21 protein-coding genes and 1 tRNA gene are annotated in these 24,018 nt (G+C 61.3%); 10 read left to right on the forward strand and 12 right to left on the reverse strand.

Features of this window, described 5'->3' with window-relative positions; translation table 11 throughout:
* Positions 1-115 precede the first annotated feature (115 nt).
* The 4 genes from EFR00_RS19040 to EFR00_RS19055 all read right to left on the reverse strand — a co-directional run bounded on the left by EFR00_RS19040 (position 116) and on the right by EFR00_RS19055 (position 4,332).
* Positions 116-1,105, reverse strand: coding sequence for an ABC transporter substrate-binding protein (locus EFR00_RS19040; RefSeq protein ID WP_038686656.1), 990 nt, complete (start codon positions 1,103-1,105; stop codon positions 116-118).
* A 205-nt stretch (positions 1,106-1,310) separates the two neighbouring features.
* Positions 1,311-1,760, reverse strand: coding sequence for an RbsD/FucU family protein (locus EFR00_RS19045; RefSeq protein WP_077992692.1), 450 nt, complete (start codon positions 1,758-1,760; stop codon positions 1,311-1,313).
* 10 nt (positions 1,761-1,770) lie between these two features.
* Positions 1,771-2,790, reverse strand: coding sequence for an aldo/keto reductase (locus EFR00_RS19050; protein WP_077992735.1), 1,020 nt, complete (start codon positions 2,788-2,790; stop codon positions 1,771-1,773).
* 39 nt (positions 2,791-2,829) lie between these two features.
* Positions 2,830-4,332 (reverse strand): UxaA family hydrolase, encoded by a 1,503-nt coding sequence (locus EFR00_RS19055; protein ID WP_077992691.1) that lies wholly within the window; start codon positions 4,330-4,332, stop codon positions 2,830-2,832.
* 262 nt (positions 4,333-4,594) lie between these two features.
* Here EFR00_RS19055 and EFR00_RS19065 point away from each other — a divergent pair, with 262 nt between their 5' ends.
* Together EFR00_RS19065 and EFR00_RS19075 are read left to right on the forward strand one after the other, a co-directional pair.
* Entirely contained in the window at positions 4,595-5,494 is a 900-nt protein-coding gene (locus EFR00_RS19065; RefSeq protein WP_077992689.1) for a GntR family transcriptional regulator, read from the forward strand.
* A gap of 382 nt (positions 5,495-5,876) precedes the next feature.
* Entirely contained in the window at positions 5,877-7,835 is a 1,959-nt protein-coding gene (locus EFR00_RS19075) for an ABC transporter ATP-binding protein/permease (RefSeq protein WP_077992688.1), read from the forward strand.
* Between the two features lie 12 nt (positions 7,836-7,847).
* On the opposite strand, the gene EFR00_RS19080 is transcribed toward EFR00_RS19075, so the two are convergent.
* Complete coding sequence (locus EFR00_RS19080; protein WP_077992687.1) at positions 7,848-9,338, reverse strand: MDR family MFS transporter; 1,491 nt, start codon at positions 9,336-9,338, stop codon at positions 7,848-7,850.
* Positions 9,339-9,536: 198 nt separating this feature from the next.
* Positions 9,537-10,004 carry a hypothetical protein gene (locus tag EFR00_RS19085; RefSeq protein ID WP_206428352.1) on the reverse strand — a complete coding sequence of 156 codons (468 nt, stop codon included), beginning with the start codon at positions 10,002-10,004 and terminating at the stop codon, positions 9,537-9,539.
* A 236-nt stretch (positions 10,005-10,240) separates the two neighbouring features.
* Between EFR00_RS19085 and EFR00_RS19090 the strand changes: the two genes are divergently transcribed.
* On the forward strand, positions 10,241-10,723 hold the full coding sequence (locus EFR00_RS19090; protein ID WP_077992686.1) for a hypothetical protein: 483 nt from the start codon (positions 10,241-10,243) through the stop codon (positions 10,721-10,723).
* A 191-nt stretch (positions 10,724-10,914) separates the two neighbouring features.
* On the opposite strand, the gene EFR00_RS19095 is transcribed toward EFR00_RS19090, so the two are convergent.
* From EFR00_RS19095 to EFR00_RS19115, 5 genes are all read right to left on the reverse strand, one after another.
* Positions 10,915-11,283 (reverse strand): hypothetical protein, encoded by a 369-nt coding sequence (locus EFR00_RS19095; RefSeq protein WP_206428353.1) that lies wholly within the window; start codon positions 11,281-11,283, stop codon positions 10,915-10,917.
* 10 nt (positions 11,284-11,293) lie between these two features.
* On the reverse strand, positions 11,294-11,686 hold the full coding sequence (locus EFR00_RS33305; RefSeq protein ID WP_206428354.1) for a hypothetical protein: 393 nt from the start codon (positions 11,684-11,686) through the stop codon (positions 11,294-11,296).
* A 660-nt stretch (positions 11,687-12,346) separates the two neighbouring features.
* Entirely contained in the window at positions 12,347-13,159 is an 813-nt protein-coding gene (locus EFR00_RS19105) for a hypothetical protein (protein WP_077992681.1), read from the reverse strand.
* Positions 13,160-13,301: 142 nt separating this feature from the next.
* Positions 13,302-13,377, reverse strand: a tRNA-Thr gene (locus EFR00_RS19110).
* A 122-nt stretch (positions 13,378-13,499) separates the two neighbouring features.
* Positions 13,500-14,459 (reverse strand): NAD(P)H-dependent flavin oxidoreductase, encoded by a 960-nt coding sequence (locus EFR00_RS19115; RefSeq protein ID WP_077992678.1) that lies wholly within the window; start codon positions 14,457-14,459, stop codon positions 13,500-13,502.
* 284 nt (positions 14,460-14,743) lie between these two features.
* On the opposite strand from EFR00_RS19115, the gene EFR00_RS19120 reads away from it, so the two are divergent.
* Entirely contained in the window at positions 14,744-15,943 is a 1,200-nt protein-coding gene (locus EFR00_RS19120; protein WP_077992676.1) for a regulator, read from the forward strand.
* A 62-nt stretch (positions 15,944-16,005) separates the two neighbouring features.
* Here the strand turns inward: EFR00_RS19120 and ppk2 are convergent, their stop codons facing one another.
* Positions 16,006-16,887 (reverse strand): polyphosphate kinase 2, encoded by an 882-nt coding sequence (gene ppk2 / locus EFR00_RS19125; protein WP_077992674.1) that lies wholly within the window; start codon positions 16,885-16,887, stop codon positions 16,006-16,008.
* A 244-nt stretch (positions 16,888-17,131) separates the two neighbouring features.
* Between ppk2 and phoR the strand changes: the two genes are divergently transcribed.
* From phoR to pstB, 6 genes are all read left to right on the forward strand, one after another.
* Complete coding sequence (phoR, locus tag EFR00_RS19130; RefSeq protein ID WP_077992671.1) at positions 17,132-18,352, forward strand: phosphate regulon sensor histidine kinase PhoR; 1,221 nt, start codon at positions 17,132-17,134, stop codon at positions 18,350-18,352.
* Between the two features lie 146 nt (positions 18,353-18,498).
* Positions 18,499-18,900, forward strand: coding sequence for an endonuclease domain-containing protein (locus EFR00_RS19135; RefSeq protein WP_077992668.1), 402 nt, complete (start codon positions 18,499-18,501; stop codon positions 18,898-18,900).
* A gap of 523 nt (positions 18,901-19,423) precedes the next feature.
* On the forward strand, positions 19,424-20,461 hold the full coding sequence (locus EFR00_RS19140; RefSeq protein ID WP_038686698.1) for a PstS family phosphate ABC transporter substrate-binding protein: 1,038 nt from the start codon (positions 19,424-19,426) through the stop codon (positions 20,459-20,461).
* A gap of 60 nt (positions 20,462-20,521) precedes the next feature.
* Complete coding sequence (gene pstC / locus EFR00_RS19145) at positions 20,522-21,901, forward strand: phosphate ABC transporter permease subunit PstC (RefSeq protein ID WP_089152788.1); 1,380 nt, start codon at positions 20,522-20,524, stop codon at positions 21,899-21,901.
* The gene (pstA, locus tag EFR00_RS19150; protein ID WP_038686700.1) at positions 21,901-23,187 is read left to right on the forward strand and encodes a phosphate ABC transporter permease PstA; all 1,287 of its coding nucleotides are present in this window, start codon (positions 21,901-21,903) and stop codon (positions 23,185-23,187) included. Before pstC ends, pstA begins: the two co-directional genes overlap by 1 nt.
* A 13-nt stretch (positions 23,188-23,200) precedes the next feature.
* Positions 23,201-24,016 carry a phosphate ABC transporter ATP-binding protein PstB gene (gene pstB, locus EFR00_RS19155; protein WP_009989242.1) on the forward strand — a complete coding sequence of 272 codons (816 nt, stop codon included), beginning with the start codon at positions 23,201-23,203 and terminating at the stop codon, positions 24,014-24,016.
* The last annotated feature ends 2 nt before the right edge of the window (positions 24,017-24,018 follow it).

Genomic DNA, 24,018 nt, shown 5'->3' on the forward strand with positions numbered 1-24,018 from the left:
ACCTCTCCTCCTCTTGTCGCGTCTGCTCCATCCCTGCTGAACCATACCATGGCCCCTGATAACATGGATAGAAAAGGCCGCGCCGGTTTTTGAGCCGGCGCGGCCGCTTGCCTGCTTACTTGATCTTCGGGTTCAGCAGTGCGTCGATCTTCGGATCGGCCATATTCGCCTTGGTGACGAGGTTGGCGCCGGTATCGACATTCTCAGGAACCTTCTCGCCCTTGGAGACGGCAAGCGCGGTCTTGATGCCGTCATAGCCCATGCGATAGGGGTCCTGGACGACGAGGCCGGCGATCGCGCCGTCCTTGAGGAAGCCGACCGTCTTGTCGTCGCTGTCGAAGCCGATGACCTTGATCTTGTCGCCGAGCTTGTTTTCGGCGATCGCCTGGCCAACGCCCTGCGCCAGGATGAGGTTCGAGGCGAAGACGCCGACGAGGTTCGGGTTGGCCGTGATCAAGTCGGTCATCATGTTGAGGCCGGTGGTTGCCTGGCCGTCGCCATACTTGTCGGCGATGACCTTGAGACCGGGATATTTGGTCTTCACCTGATCCAGGAAGCCTTCGCGGCGCTGCTCCAGCGAGCCGACGCCGGGAAGGTTGGTGAGGATGACGATTTCGCCTTCTTCCTTGCCCGTCATTTCCTTGATGGCGGCGGCAAGACCGTCGGCGGCGATGCGGCCGCCCTGGACGTTGTCGGTCGTCAGGAACGACTTGAACGCCTTGGAGTCGGCGCCCGAGTCGATGCCGATGATCGGAACCGACTTGGCGGCTTCGTCGATCGGCTTGCCGAGCGCCTTGAATTCCGTTGGCGAGATGACGATGGCGGCCGGCTTGCCGGCGACGGCGTTCTCCAGAATGCTGATCTGCCCGTTGATGTCGGATTCTGCCTGGGCGCCGAGTTCCGGCACGTTGACTCCGAGATCCTTGCCGGCCTTGCGGGCGCCGGCCAGAACGATCTGCCAGTAGAAGGACGTCGTGTCCTTGACGATGATCGGGATCGTCACATCGGCGGCAAAGGTCGTGACCGGCATCGCCGTGGCGATGACGGCGGCGCCAGCCAGCGCGGTGAAGGCGCGGCGGGATAGAAGGGATTTCACAATGCTCATAAGGGTTCTCCTCTCAGGATGCGTTCTCCTCCAATAAACCGGACCGCTGAACGCTGGCGGAGGGTTTTTATCGATAAAAAACATTTGCAGGCAGAAGCTAGCCGAGGCGCAATCAAATTGCAAGGGCGTCAACTGCGCTTTTTTGCTTTGGAAATCTCCTTCCAAGCTACTGATTTTATTTCAATACCACGATAACCTAATATAGCTAGCGGCCGAACTCAACCTCGTGTGGATGTACGACGCCCTTTTTCAAAATCAGGTTGCCATACAGCCGGAATTCCGTCGTCGCGACGATATAGGCGGCTTTGCGCGCCATCGCATAGAAGGCGAAGCGCTCCACCGGGACGATGGAAAAATCGCCGGCGCGCCGTAAGACGATCTGCTGGAATTCGGCGCAGACCTCGGGCACGGCCTGGGGATCGCCGACCACCTCCATCCGCCATGCCGTTTCCGGCACGAACGTGTCGAGCGGCATATGGGTCAGGATGGCCTCGGCCATGTCGGTGGCGCTGACGCCGTCGGCGCGGATGACCGGCGGACCCATCGAGCCCGAGGGAAAATTGGCGTCCGATATGACGATGTCGTCGCCGTGCCCCATGGTCTTCAGCGCATGGAGCAGATCGGGACCGAGCACCGGATGAATTCCTTTCAGCATGTCTTCTCCCTCAGACCCGGACCGCTTCGGCGCCAAGCGGCGGCGCGATGAGCGTATAGGGATCGAATTCGGCGTAGATGCTATCGGGTAGCGGCGGCTCCACGGTCTCCATGTTGCGCGTCAGGCTCGAAGCCTTCGCCGTGCCGATCAGCACCGAGGCGACGATCGGATCGCGCAGCGGAAACTGCATCGCGGCAGCCGCGAGCGGCACGCCATGACGTTTGGCGATCGCCTCCATGGCGCCGACCTTGGCGAGCACCTCGTCGCTTGCCGGCATATAGTCGAAATGTGAACCCGGCACCGGCCCGGTAGCGAGGATGCCGGAGTTGAAGACGCCGCCGACGACGAGCGAGGTCCCCTTCTGCCGGCAGAGCGGGAGCAATTCGGCGACCGCCGAGCGGTCGAGCAGCGTATAGCGGCCGGCAAGCAGGATGCAGTCGAGATCGGCATGGCGCATGACGTCGAGGCAGACGGGAACTTCGTTGACGCCGAGGCCGAAGGCGGAAATCGCGCCCGAGGATTTCAACTCTTCGAGCGCTTTCACACCGGAATCGAGAAGCTGCTTCTGATAGACCGCATTCTTCGCCGCGCCATGCGTATAGCCGCCAATATCGTGCACGTAGAGAATATCAATGCGGTTGAGCCCGAGGCGCGCATAGCTGAACTCCACCGAACGCATGATGCCGTCATAGGAATAGTCGTAATCGGCATCGAAGGACAGCGGATTGACGTAGCTATAGTCGGGAACAGTCCCCGTCGGCACCGGCCTGAGCAGCCGGCCGACCTTGGTCGAGAGCACGTAGGACCGATCGGGCTGGTCGCGCAGGAAATCGCCGACGCGCCTTTCGGCGAGGCCGAGACCGTACCAGGGCGCCACGTCGAAATAGCGGATGCCGCTGTCCCAGGCGGCCTGCAGCGTTTCCATCGCCTGCTCGCGCGGGCAGGCGCGATAGAGGCCGCCAAGGGGGGCTGCGCCGTAGCTGATCTCAGTCACCTCAAGCCCGGTCTTGCCGATCCGTCTCGTCTTCATCATGCCTCCTCGCCAAGCCTTGGGATTGTCTATTTCAGATCAGAGCGTTGCGCCGAGATGCCAAGGCACGAATTCATTATCGCCGTAGCCGAAGAGTTCGCTCTTCGTCCGCTTGCCGGAGGCGGTATCGATGATCAGGTCGAAGATCTCGCGGCCCTTGCCGCTGATCGTTGCGTCACCGGTGGCGATCGTGCCGCAGTCGATGTCCATGTCTTCTTCCATCGCCGCATAAAGCGCCGAATTGCTGGAAAGCTTCAGGGACGGCGCCGGCCGGCAGCCGAAGCAGCTGCCGCGGCCGGTGGTGAAGGCGATCATATTCGCCCCGCCGGCCACCTGGCCGGTTGCCGAGACCGGATCGTAGCCGGGTGTGTCCATGAAGACGAGGCCGGGCGCGGTGACCCGCTCGGCATAACCATAGACCGCCGTCAGCGGTGAGCGCCCGCCCTTGGCGACGGCGCCGAGCGATTTTTCCAGGATGGTGGTCAGCCCGCCGCGCTTGTTGCCGGGCGAGGGGTTGTTGTCGAGCGAGGCGCCGTGCAGCGCCACGTAATTCTCCCACCAGGCGATCTTTTCGTCGAGCTTGCTCGCCACCTCGTCGCTGACGGCGCGGCTGCGCAGCAGGTGCTCCGCACCATAGATTTCCGAGGTTTCCGACAGGATCGCCGTGCCGCCGGCCGCGGCCAGCAGATCGGCCGCCACACCGAGCGCCGGATTGGCAGTGATGCCGGAAAAGCCGTCCGAACCGCCGCATTGCAGGCCGATGATGATCTCGCCGATCAGGATCGGCACGCGCTTTTCCCTGCCGACATCGGCGGCGATGTCGCGCAGCACGCCCATGGCGCGCTCGACCGCGCGGCGCGAGCCGCCGGCGTCCTGGATGTTGAAATGCCGCTTCGAGGCGCCCGCACCGCTCTGGCCGTACAGCGTCAGCTGGTTGACCTCGCAGCCGAGGCCGATCATCAGCACGCCGCCAAAATTCACATGCCTGGTATAGCCGGCCAGTGTCCGATGCAGCACGTTCATGCCGTCGCCGGTCGAGCTCATGCCGCAGCCCTGGTCGTGCACGATCGGCACGAAACCGTCGATGCCGTCATAATGCGGCAGGATCGTCCGGTTCGCCTCGTCGGCGATCGCCCGACAGACGGTGGTGGAACAGTTCACGCTGGCGATGATGCCGACATAGTTGCGGGTCGCCGCGCGCCCGTCGGCCCGGCGATAGCCCATGAAGGTGCGCGCCTTGTCTTCGGCGGTCGCCGCTTCCGGCGCCGAATTGGCGGTGGCCGCCAGGCGGTCGTTCTCGAAATGCAGATTGTGGCTGTGCACATGGTCGCCGGCCTTGACCTCGGCCGTGGTGCGGCCGATCGCCTGCCCGTATTTCACCACGGGAGATCCGAGTGGAATATCGGCAATCGCCACCTTGTGGCCGGGATCGATCTTCTGGCGGGCCTGAACGCCGGCAACCGTCGAACCCGGCGCGATGGCCGCCGTTGCGACCGCGACATTGTCGCCGGCCGACAGGATGATCCAAGGCTGCTTGTCCAATCTCTTCTCCCTAGAGCACGATGGCCAATAGTGTGAGCTGTTTTCGGGAGCGCCTGCCGCACGGCAAATGCGCATTGATTTTGTTTTTTATCTACAATAAACATTTTCAAGTCAACGGGAATATTGATCCTGTGGACGAGGGAGGCGATGCGCCGCAGGCGGCCGGAAATAAGCTAAAGGTCGTTTGGATGAGCCCCGGTCCGATCCCGTCCTTTTGAGCCGGGATGGCGGTTGCGACACGCGGGCGGAAAGCGGGGGTCTGATGGCAAGGCAGAACACGGTCTTCAAGGAAGCCTACAACAGGTATGCCGCGGCCCTGCGCACGGATACCGCACTCCCGTCGGAGCCGGAGATCGCCGCCCAGCTCGGCGTCAGCCGCTCCACCGCGCGTGCCATTCTGACGCGTCTGAGCGAGGAAGGTATCATCCGCTGGAACAAACGCCAGAAGATCGTGCTCCGCCAGCCGACCGACGGCGACCTCTTTCCTTCCGAAGAAACGGATTCCTTGCACGACATCATCGAGCGCAGCTTCATGCAGCGCATCCTTGCCGATGATGCCGCGCCCGGCATGCAGATCAACGAATTGGAGCTTGCCCGCGAGATCGGCACCGGCACCACGAGCGTGCGCGAATTCCTGATCCGCTTCTCCCGCTTCGGCCTTATCGAGAAGCGACCGAACAGCCATTGGACGCTGAAGGGCTTCACCCGCGAATTCGCGCTCGAACTTGCCGATGTGCGCGAAATGTTCGAGCTGCATTCGGCTGCCGAATTCGGCCGGCTTCCCCGCGACCACCAGGCCTGTGCCGATCTCGCCGCCATGCGCGAGGAGCATCTCGCCATGCTCGCCGACATCAACCAGCGCTTCAAGGATTTCTCCGTCCTTGACGAACGTTTCCACCTCTTGATCCATCGCGCCTCAAAGAACCGCTTCATCGCCGATTTCTACGATGCGATCGCCATCGTCTTCCACTATCACTACCAGTGGAACAAGACCGCCGCCCGCGAGCGCAACGAGCGCGCTATCCACGAACATCTGGATTATATCGCCGCCCTCGAATCCGGCGACCAGGCGGCTATCGAGAAAGCCTGCCGCGCGCATCTGCACTCCGCCCGCCAGACCCTGCTGCAATCCCTGCCGCAGATCGCGACGGAGAGCGCGTGAGGTAAGAGAAGGGCGACAAAAGTCGTGCCTGCAGCCCCCTCATCCGACCCTTCGGGCCACCTTCTCCCCGAGGGGAGAAGAGGGAGCAAGGCGCGCCGAACTGCCCAAATGAACCGGCCGGCTTAAAGGCACTTCGTCCGATTGCGTCGATGGCAAAGCGGCATTCTCCCCTCTTCTCCCCAGCAGCGGGGAGAAGGTGGCCCGAAGGGTCGGGTGAGGGGGCTGCACGCACGACACCAACGACGTCTGACCTCCCCAGGCCGTGAATCCCGTTGGCACTTGCACATGCAAAAATCTGCGCCTCGTCCTCTTTAGAGCTGCGATGCCGCGTCCGGCGGCGGCCCTCATGAAACCTTTCGAATTGTAAGTCGTTGTCAGGCTTATGACCGACGCTAAACTCAACCCGAAATCGGTCGACGGCACCGAGGAGCACGGTGCCGAGAGGTCGCGCCCCGCGAAGGCATCGACTGTCGAGGCCGCGCCGCCGCCAGCCATCGAACCCAGTCCGGAGCTCACGCCCGAGGAGGCCGAGCAGGCGCGCAAGCGATATTTGCTGAAACGTTTCTGGATCAGCGCCCGCCATTTCTGGGGCCGCGGCGGCGACAGGCTCGCCTGGCCGTGCTCGATCGGTCTGCTGGTGATGATCTGCATGAATGTCGGTTTTCAATATGGGATCAATCGCTGGAACCGCGGGATCTTCGACGCCATCGAGCGGCACGACGCCGGCACCGTCTATTACCTCAGCGCCGTTTTCGTGCCGCTGGTGCTCGGAAGCGTCGCCCTTGTCACCGCGCAAGTCTATGTCCGCATGATGATCCAGCGCCGCTGGCGCTCCTGGCTGACCTCGACGGTGATCGCGCGCTGGCTCGCCAATGGCCGTTATTATCAGCTGAACCTGATCGGCGGCGATCACAAGAATCCCGAAGCGCGCATCTCGGAGGATCTGCGCATTGCCACCGAAGCGCCGGTCGATTTCATCGCCGGCGTCATTTCCGCATTTCTGGCGGCCTCGACCTTTATCGTCGTGCTGTGGACGATCGGCGGAGCGCTCGAGCTGCCGGTCGCAGGGGCGACCATCACCATTCCCGGCTTTCTTGTCGTCACGGCGGTTCTCTATGCAGTGATCACCTCAACTGTGATCGCCATCATCGGCCGTCACTTCGTCCAGGTCTCGGAGGTCAAGAACCAGGTGGAGGCCGAGCTCCGCTACACGCTGACCCGTGTGCGCGAAAATGGCGAGAGCATTGCCTTGCTCGGCGGCGAGGAGGAGGAGCGCAGCGATCTCGACAAGACATTTTCCAATGTGCTCAGGCAATGGGCTCTGCTGGCGCGCCAGCACATGCGCACGACCTTCGTGTCGCACGGATCGATGCTGATCGCCCCCGTCGTGCCGCTGCTGCTGTGCGCGCCAAAATTTCTCGCAGGCGGCATGACGCTTGGCGAGGTCATGCAGGCGGCTTCCGCCTTCGCCATCGTTCAGCACGCCTTCGGCTGGCTGGTCGACAACTACCCGCGTCTTGCCGACTGGAACGCCTGTGCGCGGCGCATTGCCTCGCTGATGACGTCGCTCGACGGCCTCGAGCGCGCCGAACAGAACGATGCGCTGAGACGCATCAAGCACAGCCAAACCCAAGGCAATGCGATCCTCAATCTGAACGATCTCTCCGTCTCGCTCGACGACGGCACCGCGGTGGTCAAGGAAACCCATGTCGAGATCGCGCCGGGCGAGCGGGTGCTGGTCGCCGGAGAATCCGGTTCGGGCAAGAGCACGCTGGTGCGCGCCATCGCCGGTCTCTGGCCGTGGGGCCACGGCAGCGTCGATTTCCACGCCGACCGCCGCTTGTTCATGTTGCCGCAGCGGCCCTATATCCCGTCCGGCACGCTTCGCCGCGCCGTCGCCTATCCCCGCGCCGCTGACAGCTGGACGCCGGAGGAGATCACCGCGGCGCTGACCAAGGTTGGACTGGATTATCTCAACGAAAGGCTCGAGGAAGAGGCGCCATGGGATCAGATCCTGTCAGGCGGCGAAAAGCAGCGGCTCGCCTTTGCCCGGCTGCTGCTGCACCACCCCGATATCATCGTGCTCGATGAAGCCACCTCAGCGCTCGACGAGAAGAGCCAGGACAGGATGATGGAAATGTTGATCGAAGAAATGCCGACGGTGACCATCATCAGCGTCGCCCATCGCGCCGAGCTTGAAGCCTTCCACAGCCGCAAGATCACCCTGGAACGGCGCGAGGGCGGCGCCAAGCTCGTCAGCGATATCGATCTTGGCCCGCGCAAGGGAAGGCGCAACCTGATCTTGCGCGTTTTGGACAGCCGCCGCTCGGCGCTGCCGTGAAGAACGCAGCGGTCAATGCGAGGCCGCTTCGCTGGCCACCGCCGGCTCTTCGCGTTTGCGGCCAGGGCCGACCGGGATCAGCCAGGTGGTGAAGAAGGTCAGCACCGCGACGACGACCACGCCCCAGAAGCTCCAGTGCAGGGCCGCATCGAAGACGCTGCGGATATCAGGGTCGGCGGCGAGCGCCGAGAGCCCGGTCGGCTGGTTCAGCGCATTGTGCAGGGCCGCCGCCGTCTCGCCGCTCGCATGGTGGTTGATGCCGGCGTTGAGGATGGCGCCGAGCACGGTGGCGCCGAGCGTATTGCCGAGGCTGCGGGCGAAGATGATCGAGGCGGTGGCGCTGCCGCGCATCGACCATTCGACGCTGTCCTGCACCAGCACGATGCTGGTCAGGCTGATCAGACCCATGCCGAAGCCCATGAAGAAGGAGCCGGCGCCGGCAAGAGCAGGCGAGCTTTCCGGCGTCAGGAACAGCAGGAAACAGGCGCCGAACGGAAACATCAGACTGCCGACGCGCAGCGTCCGGCGAATGCCGAAGGCCTTGTAGAAGCGGCCGGAGAGCATCACCGCAAGCGGCCAGCCGACGATCAGCATGGTCAGCGTGAAGCCGGCGACGATCGGCGAGCGGCCGAGCACGCCCTGCACATAGATCGGCAGGATGGTGGAAAGCCCGATCAGCGCCATGCCGGCAAGTAGCGTCGCCGCATTGCTGGTGGCGATCAGCCGGCGGCTCCAGAGCGCGATCGAAATGATCGGCTCCGGCGCCCGCTTCTCCTGGGCGAGGAAGAGCAGCCCGGCGACGACGAAGACCGCAAAAAGTGTGAGCAGGATCCAGGCGCTGGCAGCCGTTTCCGTCAGCATGACGAGCAGCGCAACGATCGCGATCGAAAACAGCACCGACCCGAGATAATCGATCCGCGCCTGCTTGTGCGCGACGTCCTCCTTCAGGAAGATCATGAAGACGATGATCGAGACGATGCCGATCGGCAGGTTGATCCAGAAGATCCAGGCCCAGGAGATATTGTCGACGATGATGCCGCCGGCAAGCGGCCCGACGACTGCCGAGGTCGCCCAGACGGTCGCCATCGCGCCTTGCACCCGGCCGCGTTCCTCGAGTTTGAAGAGATCGCCGATGATCGTCATCGTCACCGGCTGGATGGCGCCGGCACCAAGCCCCTGCAGCAGCCGAAACAGCACCAGCAACATCATCGACCAGGCAAAGCCGCAGAGCGCCGAGCCGGCCAGGAAGATGATAATGCCGGCGATCAGCACCGGCTTGCGCCCGAAAATATCCGAAAGCTTGCCGTAGATGACTGTTGTCGTCGACTGCGCAAGCAGGAAGGCCGAAAACACCCAGCTGTAATAGGAAAATCCGCCGAGCTGGCCGACGATGCGCGGCATCGCGGTCGCCACGATCGTCGCCTCGATGGCAACCATGAAGGTTGCGACCATGATGGTCGCGACAACAAGCACGCGGTTCGAGCGATGCGCAGCATTCGACATGACGATCCTCTTCGGGTGCTCCGCGGAATGCCGGAAGAACGGCAGGCTGGCTTGATGTGGCGATGCGCCATGCGCGGAGGTGTGCCGTTGTTTTACGACCTCAGCGACGAAGCGTAAAGCTATTGGCGCCTCAGCCATCAGAACTTGCGCAAGGTTTCGGACGCAAGAGCAACGAACTCAGTGGGATTCAGCCGGTGATCAGCGGGCACCCGCTGCATAATCTGGAAATTTGTAATAGATGCAGTCGTTCATCGAAAAGAACGCCGCACCGGCGGCCATTTCATGGCGTGAAAGTTCCCATTCAAAAGTGTCGCGGCCCTCGAACTCAGCAAACAATGCCATCTGGGTTAGTTCCTTGAACGGTCCTGGAGGAAACACAGTTCCATAGACGATCGCCTCGTTTCCAGGATACTCGCCCTTGATAACGCGCGTGATCTGCAAATCTGCCCTTATCATGCGCGTCGGAAAATTTTCCTCCAGGAGAAAACCGGATTCGCCGATCGACAGCGATTTCACACGCGCTTCGACGACGACCTTCGCCTTGGCTAGCAGTTCGTTTGCTGGAGGACAGGGCGCCAATCCCACTGCCGGCCCCAAGCTGAAAACGAAAAGGATCAGAACGGCCTTAAAGCCAATTCGAACATACCGCTGTAGAAGCGCTGCCAAAATTCGTTCCTTTCCTCAGAAATGAACGGAAGTTTATTTGGTTTAGTTGCGCCAGACTTAAGCGTTGCGGCTTCCAGTGGTGAGCTACTGCCGCAACTTCTCCATTGTGGGTCGTGGCCAGAAAGCGAATGAATGGAGGTGCATTAGGTCGTACCCAACTTATTTTCAACTTCACGATTTTTCTATTGCGAAACTACAACCCAATCATAGTTTGCAGGGGCTTGTAGGGGACTCACATGAAATTCAAGAATGCTATCGTGCTCACCGCCGCGCTCCTCTCCTCCTGCGCGGCGTCCAGTGCAATCCGGACATCAAAGAACGAACTCATCATCAAGACTGAAGCCGCTCCGGTATGCGGTGGTATCGGTGCCATGAAGGTTGCCGAGAAGCAGGCGGCGATCGAAACGATCAAGGCAGGCTATGACCGATACGTCATCGTCGGCCAAGCCGGCGCGGACACAACGCGTGTTGTCCAGATGCCTGGGTCATATACGACAACGGGCACCGCCACGGTCTATGGGAACACCGGCTATTACAGCGGCAACACCGTTTACAATCCCGGCCCCACTTACGTCTCGGGCGGCCATAATCAGGCTCTGGCTGTCAGGATGTTCAAGGAGGGCGAGCCAGGGAGCGACATGGCCCTTTCGGCTCGCGAGAGGCTTGGACCGAAGTGGGCGCTAATTGTTCGCGACGGGATCAACACGTGTGCGGATTGACGCCCGCACTCGCCTTCCGAGCCGTGTGCATGAGGCGACGTGGCTGAGGGCATGTGGAGCAGATTCTTACTTCTAGCGTAATCGGGCCTAGGCCCGGTGCTCGCCTGTTGCGTCAGGCGCTTTGCTCCAAAGGAAAGCGCGGCGCTCTCGCTCCGGGCCGTCATTCTCAAGAGGCGGGTGCCTGCCCGCCCTCACTGCTGGCATGCCTCGCTGAGTGAGCTGGTACCGGCGGTGCAGCCCGGCACCTGCTGAAGATCCGGGTTGACGCCGCCACGATTGATCGTGCTACGCCCGCTGTTGAGATCGACGCCGCCAGTGCCGGTGGTGCTGCCGGTCGTACCGGGATCGGTGCCGACAGAGCCGGTGCCGGCCGAGCCCGTACCAGCAGATCCGGTCCCGGCCGAACCCGTGCCCGAGCTCCCCGAGCCGCCGATGACCGGCGCGACCGAAAGCCGCCCGCTGGAATTCGCGCCCCCGGCCGTCTGCGCCAGCGCCGAGCCGGCGAGGCCGATCGAAAGGAGTGATATAACGATGAGTTTGCAGGACATGGTTTGCTCCATCCTTGTTGTCTCAAGGGGAGAACCAGTTCGGGAGCGGCAGGTTCCTGCCAGAATTGCAGGTTTTTCGGCTGCCTTGGAAGATGCTAACCTCCGTGGCGATCCCACCTGGCGCATAGTTGTGCTCAACTTCAAGCGACGAACGTTTTATGAAACTGTCAAATCGACCACTGGGCGAGGTGAAATGGTTTCTTTGGCGACCTTCTTGGAAATCGCCGAAGCGGCTTTCACCAAGAGCTTTGTCCCTGGGGTTATAGCTTTCAATCGTGCCGAACCTGAAGTGTCCGTTTCGATAGCTCTCAAGTTGCTCCGCCCTCATATGGCGCGTGATGAATTGTGGCTGATCTGAGTCCAACTCAAAAAGCACCGCATCACTCAACGGCGGACATTCGATATCATCGGCCAAGACAAGATTCGCGGAACGTCTGACTGGCTGGTGTCGGATCGCCGTTCACGGCCATCTGAATGTCCCTCAACATCTCGATAGCACTTTTCTTCTTGGTCACCATCTCACTCCTTGCTGGCTATTCCACCCAAAATGGTGAGACAAGAGCAACCTATCAAGATTTCATCAAGCACAGCCTGTGCGTTATCGTGGAATGTGGACATCGCTGCGGAACGCTAGACTTGTTTCAACAGGAGTCTACCGATGCCGACCGTCCGCAATAGCAGCTCAACGCATCCAAGATCAGCCATGCCGGATCTCCCGCACCTGGCGTCATTGATTTTCAATCGCCCCTCATGGTGCGCGCCGATGTTGGCCGCCAGATCATGACGCCATCGGTCTTCGCGTTCTCACCGGGGAGCCGGTAACACATGTAGCTGAGTGGCGCCTCCTCGTGAAATGGGAGTGCCAGGCGCGGGAAAGCTTCCCGACGGCGCCTATATGTACGACGACGTGCATCGTCGTTCGGCCTATCGTGGGCTCATTGGGGCGGGTGGCGCCTGGCTAGATGCGGAATGCGAGATGATGAGCGCGGGCTCATTCATGACGCCTAGGTGGAATCTGGTCGATGAGGTTGGGACGCTGGACGAGGCGCTAGAAGCCTTCGTTGACGGGTTCCTGTCAAAATGAGCTTTGCTCATGCTCACCTTTGCGGGCGAGTTCCTCGGTAGCCTGATCGTGTAGATGGTTCAATATGTCGTAGATGTGCTGTACCGGACAACCGAAGATCTTGCGCTCTGATTTCTTCCAAGACGACTGAATCGCCACTATCCAGTATTTGTTCGGCCGCTCGGTATTGAAGCCGAAAATAGGTCCGCCGCTCATACCCTGCAGGCTCTCCAAGTCGGTGTGACTATCGATCTTTGCCACAAACCTGGGAAAAAGCGTGGTCTGCTCTTCCGATTCGAATTTCTTCAGTCTCAGCATGGTCATACCGACCGTGGCGCTCCCCGAAGGCGAAACTCGTTCCGACGTCAGTTCGGCGGGGAGACCAAGCAAAAAGAAGACATCGAGATCAGCCGGCTCGTTACGCGAGGCTTCGTATGTGAGCGGAACGATATTATGCTTCTCAATCAATCGTGCCTGATGTTCATGAAGGAACAGGACACCGAAGTCCAAGCCTTGTTCATCATTGTGAAAATGGAGGCGGGGCGAATCTTTGAGATCATAGGGGACGCCGTAGTCGCTAAGCTTCGTCTCGCCAAACGTGTCAAGTAACTGGCAACCGAGACCGTCGATATCCGAGTGATTCACCGCCTCATCGAGATATTCGACCACATGCCCGGCCGTAAGAATGCCGGATATATCCCCGATGCGTATCAACAGCCCCGAAGCTGCAAAAAAGCGGTCAGGTCCCGTATCTCCCTTCAGTCGAGAATTGACGCTTATCGCTACGAAGTGGCGAGCTAGAAATGTTTGAGCATCAATTGTCATATGGCTCTCGCCTCTCCGTGAACCGGCGGCGCATTCATGGGCTAGTTCACGCCGTTGGTAGCAATAAGGTGGCACGCCCGGCCGCTGCGGGTAAATCGACCCAACAAATGTCCCACGATAAAATTTTACATATTTGGAAAAATGGTGCCGCTTACGTGACTCGAACACGTGACCCCATCATTACGAATGATGTGCTCTACCGACTGAGCTAAAGCGGCATTTGGCGGCCGAAGCGTGCGGCCTGCGATTTGCATGGCGCTGATACAGGCATTGTCCGAAGATTTCAAGCACCCTGTCATGCCTTTGGCAAAAAAGAGGGCAGGGGTGTGGAAGCCCGCCCTCAGAGTACCAGCCGCGCGCGGGCGGCCCTATATTCGGCCTCCAGCCGGTCGACGAGTTTGGCCACCGGCTCCACGGCCTTGACGGCGCCGATGCCCTGGCCGCTGCCCCATATGTCCTTCCAGGCCTTGGCGCCGCCGGTTGCCTGTTCGAAATCCATCTTCGACGGGTCGGCGACCGGCAGGTTGTCGGGGTCCATGCCGGCGGCGATGATCGAGGGCTTGAGGTAGTTGCCGTGCACGCCGGTGAAATAGTTGGAATAGACGATATCGGCGGCCGCACCCTCGACGATCGCCTGCTTGTAGGCGTCTGCGGCGCGCGCCTCTTGCGTCGCGATGAAGGGCGAGCCGATATAGGCCATATCGGCGCCCATCGCCTCGGCGGCGAGGATGGCGCCGCCGGTCGAAATCGCGCCGGCAAGCAGCAGCGGCCCGTCGAACCATTCGCGGATTTCCTGGATCAGGGCAAAAGGCGACAGCGTGCCGGCATGGCCGCCGGCGCCAGATGCCACCGCGATCAGCCCGTCGGCCCCCTTGCGGATCGCCGAATGGGCGTGGCGGTTGTTGATGATGTCGTGCAGCACGATGCCGCCATAGGAATGCACGGCGGCATTGACCTCCGGCACGGCGCCGAGCGAGGAAATAACAACAGGCACCTTGTATTTGACGCAGAGCGAGAGGTCGTGCTCCAGTCGCTTGTTCGACATGTGGACGATCTGGTTGACGGCAAAGGGTGCGGCCGGCCGCTCCGGATGAGTGGCGTCGTGGCGGGCGAGCTCCTCGGTGATCTCGGCCAGCCATTCGTCGAGCTGGTTTTCCGGCCGGGCGTTCAGCGCCGGAAAGGCGCCGACGACGCCGGCCTTGCATTGCGCCAAGGTGAGCGCCGGGTGCGAGATGATGAAGAGCGGCGAGCCGATCACCGGCAGTCTGAGTTTGTCCTTGAGGATCGGGGGCAGGGCCATGGTTCACCGCTCGCATTGACGTTTACGAAAACGTCAATCTCATAACAGAGAAGGAAAGCGGATAAAAGAGCGGCTGCCATGCCTTCGTCGATTTCCGGCCGATATATCAGGCCCACAAAATGGATAGGGAAGTTCGCACGCCGTGAAAGCTGGCGAATATCGCCTGAGATCAACGGCGGGCGATGCTGCAAGGCTTGCGGTTTGCCGCACTTGCCGCTACCGAATTTTGATGGAGAACGGCGGGGATTGCGGTCCGACGCCGGGTTCAAAGTGAAGGACGTGATGTGAGCGGATTAGAAACGGCCATCAGAACAGCGCTCGAAAATGCCGATCGCGACAATCCGGAAGTTCGAGCGAGGATCTACCAGTCGGCCCGCCAGGCGCTGGAAGCCGGCTTGCGCAAGCAGGACATTACCGATGCCGAGGCCGTCGCCCATCACCGCCACCGCCTTGAAAGCACCATTCATGCCATCGAAGGCGAGGAGCGCGAGCGGCTCCACCCCCGGCAACGGCCGCCCGAGGTGCCGGTGCCGCCGGTCGTCGAAATGCCGCCGCCGCCGGTTCATCGCGGCGACGTGACCGATATCGGCAGCTTGATCGACAGTCCGGTGGCCGCGGGCGAGGCCCGGTCTCCCGAGGTGGTGATGCACCGCAGCGACGAGTCGCGCCTCGACAATGTTCATGCCGGCAATTCCGATCATCTCGCGGCCGCCCCGGCCGGCGAGGAGCGGCTGACCCGCGGCGAACGTGCGACCAGCATGGATTTCCGCCCGGAGCGGGCGGCGGGCCGCCGCAAGCCGCGCAAGTTCTTTTCCCGGCTTCTCGTCTGGTGCGTGCTCTTGGCCTTCGTCGGCATCGGCGCCTGGTGGGCCTATACGTCGGGCCTGCTGTTGACGGCGGCAGAACGCGACACCAGCGTCGCCAATCCGCCGGCAAGCACCCAGCCGGAGGATTTCACCGGCAATGACGACAGCGCCGGCAATGCCGCCCCCCTCACCGATCAGCCGGTGACCATCGATCCGCAGAACAGTTTCTCGGCCGACTGGATTCCGGTGTTCAAGCCTGACGAGGCCGACAAGATCAAAAGCGGCCCGCGGGCCCGCATCGAAAACATCACCGAGAATGACGGCCCCGCCGTGCGCCTGATTTCCGAGAGCGGCGCGGCTGACGGCAACATCTCCGTCAGCGTTCCGGCCTCGGTGCTGCAGCAGCTTGCCGGCAAATCCTCGACCATCGCGCTGACGCTGCAATCGACCACCGACGAGCCGACGCAGGTGACGGTCGAATGCAATTTCCAGTCGCTCGGCAATTGCGCCCGCCATCGCTTCAGCGTCACCCGCGAAAAGTCGGATGCGCTGCTGCAGGTGAAGTTCGACCGCTCGCTCGCCCCGAATTCGCCGGGCACGCTGACGATCAACAGCGATCTCGACGGCAAGGCGCGCGGCATCAACCTCTTCGCCATTCGCATCCTGCCGGGGCAGTGACTGACCTTTTGCCGCGCCGCATCTGAAAAGCCGCGCGGCGCTGAGGGGGCCGCGCGGGCGATCTATTTCAGGAAGCCGGGGCCGGAGCCGATGATCTCTTCATCGACCTCGCCGAGGGCCGCTTTGTCCTTGCCCTCATAGTCCATCCTGTTCAGCATGTGACGGATGAGCTGCAGACGCGCACGCCGCTTGTCATTGGCGCGGATGACGGTCCACGGCGCGAAATCCGTATGGGTTTCCTTCAGCATCCGATCACGCTTTTCGCTGTAATCGTCCCATTTCGTCAGCGCCGCGATGTCCATCGACGACAGCTTCCAGACCTTCAGCGGATCGTGCCTGCGATCGTGGAACCGCTTAAGCTGCATCTCCCGGCCGATATCGAGATAGAATTTGAACAGGAAGATGCCCTCATGGGCGATGATCTTTTCGAGCTGCGGCGCCTGTTTGAGGAAGCCTTCATATTGCTGCGGCGTGCAGAAACCCATGACCGGCTCGACGCCGGCGCGGTTGTACCAGGAGCGGTCGAACAGCACGAATTCGCCCGATGTCGGGAACTGCGCGACATAGCGCTGGAAATACCATTGCCCCTGTTCGCGTTCGGTCGGCCTGGCGAGTGCGACGACGCGGGCAAGGCGCGGATTCATATGTGCCGAGGAAGCCGAAATCGCGCCGCCCTTGCCGGCCGCGTCCCGCCCCTCGAACAGCGCCATCACCCGCTTGCCTGATGCCTGCAGCCAGAACTGCACCTTGACGAGTTCCACCTGCAGCTTTTCGAGCTGCTCCAGATAGTCCTCCTCGTTGAGCTTCTTCTTGTAGGGAAACTCGCCGGATTCCAGCGCCTGCTCCTCCACCCAGTCCGGCAGGACCGGGTCGTCGACGTCGAAGATGCGCTTCTTGCCGCGGATAGTGAGCTCCACTGCCCTGCTTTCGACATCCTCGCCCATATGCTCCTCCAGCGCTGATGGTTTGTCCTCCTGCAGGCGAACATATTTAACGTTGAAAATCAAATCTTTCGCTTGCGGCCGGTGATTTTTTCTCAAGCTTGCGCTGCAGCCTTACGTTTCAGCGGCGCCGGCCGAAAACTTCTGTCATGAATTGCCGCTATCAGGCAGAGTTCCAATATAAAGAAAAACGAATCGACGCCGCGAGGCCCACTTGCCAGACGAAATCCCGTGGAAAAAAAGCCTGTTGGCGCGCATCCGGCGCGAATGGCCGGTGCTGCTTGCGGCCATCCTCAGCGCCTTGATTGCTCTTGCCGCCGGCATGAACAAGTGGGTCGTGCTCGTGCTCCTGCTCGTGATGATCTTGACCGCGCTGTTCAACGAGGCGCCGGTGCTCAAGGCGGAGCCGGCCGAGCCGGTGGAGGCGGAGCCGGAAGCGCCGCCGAGCCGCCTGCCTGACATTTCCGCCACGCTTGCCGGCCTCGATATTCCCGTGATGGTGCTGTCGGAAGACGCCTCGGTGCTCTTCCAGAACCGCGCCGCCGAAAAGGCCTTCGGCGAGGTGACGCTCGGCGCCCATATATCGGCCCGGCTGCGTTCGCCCGGCGTGCTCGACATGGTGCGCGAAACCATCGCCACCAATGCGCCGAACCAGATCGAGCATGCCGAGCGGCTGCCGTCCGAGCGGGTCTATATCGTCCGCAGCGCGCCTGTCGAATTCCAGGCCGACGGCCAGCGCGAGCGGTTTTTCATCCTGTCCTTCCGCGATATATCGGAGGTTCGCCGCATCGACCGGATGCGATCGGATTTCGTCGCCAATGCCAGCCATGAGCTGCGCACGCCGCTCGCCTCGCTGCGCGGCTTCATCGAGACCATTCAGGGGCCGGCGAAGAACGATCAGAAGGCGCAGGCGCAGTTCCTAGGCATCATGTTCGATCAGACCACACGCATGAGCCGGCTGGTCGACGACCTCTTGTCGCTGTCGCGGCTGGAGCTGAAATCGCATATCGCGCCGGACGAGAAGGTCGATCTGGTGCCGCTGCTCGGCCATGTCCGCGACTCGCTGGTGCCGCTGGCGAGAGACGTCGGCGTCGAGATCAACCTGCATCTGCCCGACGGCAAGGTCGAGGTGCTGGGAGACCGCGACGAACTCGTCCAGGTCTTCGAAAACCTGATGGAAAATGCCTGCAAATACGGCCAGGAAGGCAAGGTCGTCGACGTCCGGCTGAAGAATGGCGCCGGCGGGCCCGTCGAGGTCAGCATCATCGACAAGGGGCCGGGCATCCCGGCCGAGCACGTGCCGCGTCTGACAGAACGCTTCTACCGCGTCAGCATCGAAGACAGCCGCTCGAAAAAAGGCACCGGCCTCGGCCTTGCCATCGTCAAACACATCCTCACCCGCCACCGGGCGCGGCTGATCGTCAAATCCGAAGTCGGCAAGGGCACTGATTTCACTGTGCGCTTCTGACGCTAGAGATTGCCCCTCACCCTAACGCTCACCCCGTTGTGACGGGGAGAGGGGAAGTGCCATACGAGACGGCTGAGTTAAGTCCCCTCTCCCCGTAAAACGGGGAGAGGGTTAGGGTGAGGGGCAAATCACACGGAACGACTTCAATGAGAGGCCCCAGGCCAAAAACCACTGCTCGAGCGCGATCATTGCGTCAGTCCGATAACGATGCGGAGAGCAAACTATGGAACGAGCTGCGCGACCGGCGGCTCAACGAACATAAATTCGTCCGGCAACTGCCGATCGGCCCCTATTTTGCGGATTTCGCCTGCCGTGAACTGCGGTTGGTGGTCGAAATCGACGGCAGTCAGCACGCAGACAATCGAAGAGACGCAATCCGGGATATCTTTATGACCGGCAATGGCTGGTCGGTCGTTCGCTTCTGGAACGTGGATGTGCTGAGAGAGCTGTCATCCGTGCTGGATACCATTCTTGCAATCTGCGATGGCCGATTGACCGAACGCGTCGAAGCGACGGATTTGCGGTTCTTTCCGGCTGCATGCAATTAGCGATGGCGTACCGTGGGTGTTTGCCCCTCACCCTAGCCCTCTCCCCGCGCGCGGGGAGAGGGGACTTAACTCGGCCCTTCGTATGGCACGTCCCCTCTCCCCGTCAGAACGGGGAGAGGGTTAGGATGAGGGGCAAATCACGGTACTGTCAGGTATCATCCCGGTCCAAAGTGTCGACCATCAACCCGGTCTTCACACACGGAACGACTTCGATGACACAAGCCAAACCGCCATCGGCCTTCCCGATTCACACCGTCTGACGACCGGGGATAGGATGCGTCTGCAGCTTTTACAACGAAAGGTAGATTGAAGGTTCCGACTTTGCCGATTATCGACATTCATCCTTAGTGCTTTTGAGAATTACGTCTACTTTCAATGCCTTAACCTGTCACAAATGTTTCACGGATTTGACATAAAAGGACGGGGCTTACAGCGCTAAGAGAGTCCCGCCGATGAAAAAAGGCACTGCGAGGGCCTCTCTAAAGGCCGCACTCACACAAGCCCAAATGCCGGGAGATTTCTAATGAACACCTTCAAGCTCACCGTTGCCGCACTTGCTGCAACTGCTGCTTTCGCTGGCGCTGCCGTCGCCCGCGACCAGATCAAGATCGTCGGTTCTTCGACGGTATTTCCATACACTCAGGCTGTTGCCGAAGAGTTTGCTAACAAGTCGGGCAAGGCTGCTCCGGTTGTTGAATCCACCGGCACGGGCGGCGGCTTCAAGGCCTTCTGCGGCGGCGTCGGCCCTGACTTCGCAGACATCACCGGCGCTTCGCGCGCCATCAAGGACTCCGAAGTCAAGCTCTGCGCCGGCAACGGCGTGACCGACATCACGGAAGCCCTGATCGGCTATGACGGCCTGTCGATCGCCGTCTCGCGCAACAACAAGACCGAATGGAACCTGACCAAGGCGCAGATCTTCCAGGCGCTCGCAGCCCAACTGCCGGACGGCAAGGGCGGTCTCGTCGCGAACCCGAACAAGAAGTGGTCGGACATCGACAAGTCGCTTCCGGACGTCAACATCACCGCTTTCGGCCCGCCGCCGACCTCCGGTACGCGCGACGCTTTCGTTGAGCTCGTCATGCATCCGGGCTGCGAAAAGACCGCAGGCATGGACGCCGTCAAGAAGGCCGATGAAAAGAAGTACACCGAAGCCTGCGCTCGCATGCGCCAGGACGGTCCGTTCATCGAAGCCGGCGAGAACGACAACCTGATCGTTCAGCGCCTCGAGTCCGACCCGAACTCGGTCGGCATCTTCGGCTACTCCTTCCTTTATGAAAACGAAGACAAGCTGAAGGACATCAAGATCGAAGGCGTCGAGGCAAGCTTCGACACGATCAAGGACGGCTCCTACCCGGTTTCGCGTCCGCTGTTCATCTACATCAAGAATGCGCACCGCGACGTCATCCCCGGCCTGAAGGACTTCCTCAAGGAATACACCTCCAAGGAAGCCATGGGCGAGGACGGTTATCTCGCAGAGCGCGGCCTGACCCCGCTCGACGAAGACAAGCGCGTCGCCGTAGAGAAGGCCGTCATGGAAGCCAAGAAGCTCGGCTCGTAATAGCCTGAATTGGGCCGCCCGCATGACGCGGGCGGCCTTTTCTGTTCGACGGGGGCGATGATGTCGGGTTACCTATTCGCAATTCTAGCCGCAGCAGCATGCGTCGCGGCATTGGCAGGCGTCTATCGCGCACGCGCCGTAGGCGGCGTCGCCACGACCGGGCCGCTGAAATCACATTCACGGCCGATATATCACGGCCTCAACGCGGCGATATGGACGGCTATTCCGGCCTTCATCGTTCTGCTCCTCTGGCTCGCGTTCCAGAACAGCATCATCGACCAGTTCGTGATCGGCGCCTTCCCTGGTTCCGAGGCGATGGATGCCGCGACGAAGTCCCTGACGATCAGCGAGATCCGCCAGGTCGCCGCCGGCAACCTGTTCCGCCAGCCGACGCCCGAAGTACAGGCGGCCGCCGAACACCTGCGTTCGCTCCAAGCGTTCTCCGCCTACCTGCTCTTCGCCGTGACGCTCGCCATCGCGGCGATTGGCGCGTTCCTGGGGATGAAGGTCGTCAGCTCCCGCTACCGTGCCCGCCACAGCGTCGAGACCGCTGTTACGATCTTCATGATGTTCTCGTCGCTGGTCGCCATCATTATCACCCTCGGCATCATCGGCTCGCTGGTCTTCGAGGCCATGCATTTCTTCGCCAAGGTTCCGGTCACCGAATTCATCTTCGGTCTTCGCTGGGAGCCGCAGATCGCGATCCGCGCCGATCAGGTCGCTGGTCAGGGCGCGTTCGGCGTGCTGCCGGTCCTCTACGGCACGTTCCTTATCTCGGGGATTGCCATGCTGGTCGCTGTTCCGACCGGCATTCTCTCGGCCATCTACCTTGCTGAATATGCCCACCCGCGGTTCCGCGCCGTCGTCAAGCCGATGCTGGAAATCCTGGCGGGCGTGCCGACAGTGGTATATGGTTTCTTCGCCGTTCTGACCGTCGCGCCAGCAATCCGTGCTATAGGCGAGGCTGTCGGCATTCCATCGTCGCCCAACAGCGCGCTTGCAACCGGCCTGGTGATGGGCGTGATGATCATTCCGTTCATCTCCTCGCTTTCCGACGACGCCTTCTCGGCGGTTCCAAGGGCCATGCGCGACGGTTCGCTTGCGCTTGGCGCGACCAAGGGCGAGACGATCCGCAAGGTGCTTCTGCCCGCCGCTCTCCCCGGCATCATCGGTGGCGTCCTCCTGGCGCTCAGCCGCGCCGTCGGCGAGACGATGATCGTCGTCATGGCCGCGGGCCTGATCGCGAAGATCACGGCAAACCCCTTCGACGCGGTTACGACAGTCACGGTTCAGATCGTCACGCTGCTGATCGGCGACTCCGAATTCGACAACCCCAAGACCCTCGCGGCTTTCGCTCTGGGACTGGTGCTGTTCATCGTCACCCTGATCCTCAACCTCATCGCGCTGCGGACGGTCCGCAAGTACCGGGAGAAATACTGATGGACACCACCGCCGCAATCGGTACGCGGGTGAACTGGCATTCCGACCAGATGAAGGCCCGCCGCAAGTCTCGCTATGCCGCCGAACGCCGTCTCCAGGCCTATGGCATGATCGCGATCGTCTTCGCGCTCGGCTTCCTGGCCTTCCTCGTCGGCTCCCTCGTCTTTACAGGGTACAAGGCGTTCACGCAGACGGTGGCCACGGTCAACATCGACCTGTCCAGCGCGGGCGTGGATCAAAACGACATCGGCAATGCCGATTGGCGCAAGATCGTCAGAGACGCCCTCAAGAGCCAGGTCGGGGAGCTCCCACGTCGACAGGAGAAGGAATTTTTCGAACTCTTCACGTCGTCCGCGCCCTTCCTGGTTCGAGACGCCGTTGTTAAGGACCCGTCGCGACTGAAGGGAACCAGCTCGTTCGTCATTCCGCTGTCCGACCCCGCCGACCAGTTCTCGAAAGGAGAGATCAGCCGCGAGACGCCGGAAAACCAGCGCCGCATCAGCGACGAGCAGATCGGAATGTTTGATCAGCTCGTTTCGAAGGCGATCATCTCCACGCCGTTCAACTGGGGCCTCTTCCTGAATGCCGACAGCCGGTTCCCGGAACTCGCAGGTCTTGCCGGCGCCATCTCCGGATCCTTCTGGTCGCTTCTCGTGTGCTTTGCCATCAGCTTCCCGATCGGGATCGCGGCAGCAATCTATCTCGAGGAGTTCGCGCCGAAGAACCGATGGACCGATCTCATCGAGATCAACATCAACAACCTGGCGGCGGTCCCTTCGGTGGTATTCGGTCTCCTCGGTCTGGCGGTGTTCCTGAACGGCTTCGGCCTTCCGCGCTCGGCGCCGATCGTCGGCGGTCTCGTGCTCGCGCTGATGACACTGCCGACGCTGATTATCGTGACGCGCGTTTCGCTGAAGGCAGTCCCGTCCTCGATCCGCGAGGCCGCGCTCGGGATCGGAGCCTCCAAGCACGAAATGATCTTCCACCACGTCCTGTCGCTGGCAATGCCGACCGTCATGACCGGCGCGATCATCTCGCTCGCGCGTGCGCTCGGCGAGACCGCCCCGCTGCTGCTGATCGGCATGAACGCCTTCATCACCAGCCCGCCGGAAGGAATCTTCTCCGCGTCTACCGCGCTGCCGAGCCAGATCTATATCTGGGCCGACAGCCCTGAACGCGGCTTCGTCTCGAGAACGTCGGCTGCCATCCTGGTTCTGCTCGGCTTCCTCGTAATCATGAACGCTATCGCCATTTTCCTCAGGCAGCGCTTCGAGCGCCGCTGGTAAAGGAGCAGGAACCATGAACATGTTGACAGAAGCAGCAATTGAACAGGCAGTCGACAAGAAGATGAACGACGTCAATTACAAGATGGTCGGCAAGGACGTGTCGGTTTACTACGGCGAGAAGCGCGCGCTTTTCGACGTCAACCTCAACGTCCGCGAAAACACCGTGACTGCGCTGATCGGCCCGTCGGGCTGCGGCAAGTCCACCTTCCTGCGCAGCCTCAACCGCATGAACGACACGATTGACGGCTGCCGCGTCACCGGACTGATCACGCTCGACAACAACGATATCTACGATCCTGATATCGACGTCGTCGAACTTCGCGCCCGAGTCGGCATGGTCTTCCAGAAGCCGAACCCGTTCCCGAAGTCGATATATGAGAACATCTCCTACGGCCCGAAGATCCATGGGCTGGCAAAATCGAAAGCCGACATGGACCAGATCGTCGAGAGCAGCCTCCAAAAGGCCGGTCTCTGGAACGAGGTGAAGGATCGCCTTCAGGAGGCGGGAACTGGGCTGTCCGGCGGCCAGCAGCAGCGTCTCTGCATTGCCCGCGCCGTCGCGGTCAGCCCCGAAGTCATCCTGATGGACGAGCCCTGCTCGGCGCTCGACCCGATCGCCACCGCTAAGGTCGAGGAGCTCATCCACGAACTCCGTACGAATTATAGCATCGTGATCGTGACCCACTCCATGCAGCAGGCGGCGCGCGTTTCGCAGCGCACCGCCATGTTCCACCTCGGCATCCTGGTCGAGGAGAACGACACCGACAAGATGTTCACCAATCCAGACGATCCACGCACCCAGGACTACATCATGGGTCGCTTCGGCTGATT

The sequence above is a fragment of the Rhizobium sophoriradicis genome (genome assembly GCF_003939025.1).
Lineage (GTDB): Bacteria > Pseudomonadota > Alphaproteobacteria > Rhizobiales > Rhizobiaceae > Rhizobium > Rhizobium sophoriradicis.

What these genes read in the sequence shown, in the direction of transcription:
- EFR00_RS19115 (WP_077992678.1), bottom strand. Translation starts at nt 14,459, where the DNA reads ATGGCCCTGCCCCCGATCCTCAAGGACAAACTCAGACTGCCGGTGATC.
- pstC (WP_089152788.1), top strand. Translation starts at nt 20,522, where the DNA reads ATGTCGGGTTACCTATTCGCAATTCTAGCCGCAGCAGCATGCGTCGCG.
- EFR00_RS19080 (WP_077992687.1), bottom strand. Translation starts at nt 9,338, where the DNA reads ATGTCGAATGCTGCGCATCGCTCGAACCGCGTGCTTGTTGTCGCGACC.
- EFR00_RS19140 (WP_038686698.1), top strand. Translation starts at nt 19,424, where the DNA reads ATGAACACCTTCAAGCTCACCGTTGCCGCACTTGCTGCAACTGCTGCT.
- EFR00_RS19090 (WP_077992686.1), top strand. Translation starts at nt 10,241, where the DNA reads ATGAAATTCAAGAATGCTATCGTGCTCACCGCCGCGCTCCTCTCCTCC.
- EFR00_RS19135 (WP_077992668.1), top strand. Translation starts at nt 18,499, where the DNA reads ATGAGAGGCCCCAGGCCAAAAACCACTGCTCGAGCGCGATCATTGCGT.
- EFR00_RS19075 (WP_077992688.1), top strand. Translation starts at nt 5,877, where the DNA reads ATGACCGACGCTAAACTCAACCCGAAATCGGTCGACGGCACCGAGGAG.
- EFR00_RS19095 (WP_206428353.1), bottom strand. Translation starts at nt 11,283, where the DNA reads ATGGAGCAAACCATGTCCTGCAAACTCATCGTTATATCACTCCTTTCG.
- pstA (WP_038686700.1), top strand. Translation starts at nt 21,901, where the DNA reads ATGGACACCACCGCCGCAATCGGTACGCGGGTGAACTGGCATTCCGAC.
- EFR00_RS19050 (WP_077992735.1), bottom strand. Translation starts at nt 2,790, where the DNA reads ATGAAGACGAGACGGATCGGCAAGACCGGGCTTGAGGTGACTGAGATC.
- pstB (WP_009989242.1), top strand. Translation starts at nt 23,201, where the DNA reads ATGAACATGTTGACAGAAGCAGCAATTGAACAGGCAGTCGACAAGAAG.
- EFR00_RS19105 (WP_077992681.1), bottom strand. Translation starts at nt 13,159, where the DNA reads ATGACAATTGATGCTCAAACATTTCTAGCTCGCCACTTCGTAGCGATA.
- EFR00_RS19040 (WP_038686656.1), bottom strand. Translation starts at nt 1,105, where the DNA reads ATGAGCATTGTGAAATCCCTTCTATCCCGCCGCGCCTTCACCGCGCTG.
- ppk2 (WP_077992674.1), bottom strand. Translation starts at nt 16,887, where the DNA reads ATGGGCGAGGATGTCGAAAGCAGGGCAGTGGAGCTCACTATCCGCGGC.
- EFR00_RS19045 (WP_077992692.1), bottom strand. Translation starts at nt 1,760, where the DNA reads ATGCTGAAAGGAATTCATCCGGTGCTCGGTCCCGATCTGCTCCATGCG.
- EFR00_RS19065 (WP_077992689.1), top strand. Translation starts at nt 4,595, where the DNA reads ATGGCAAGGCAGAACACGGTCTTCAAGGAAGCCTACAACAGGTATGCC.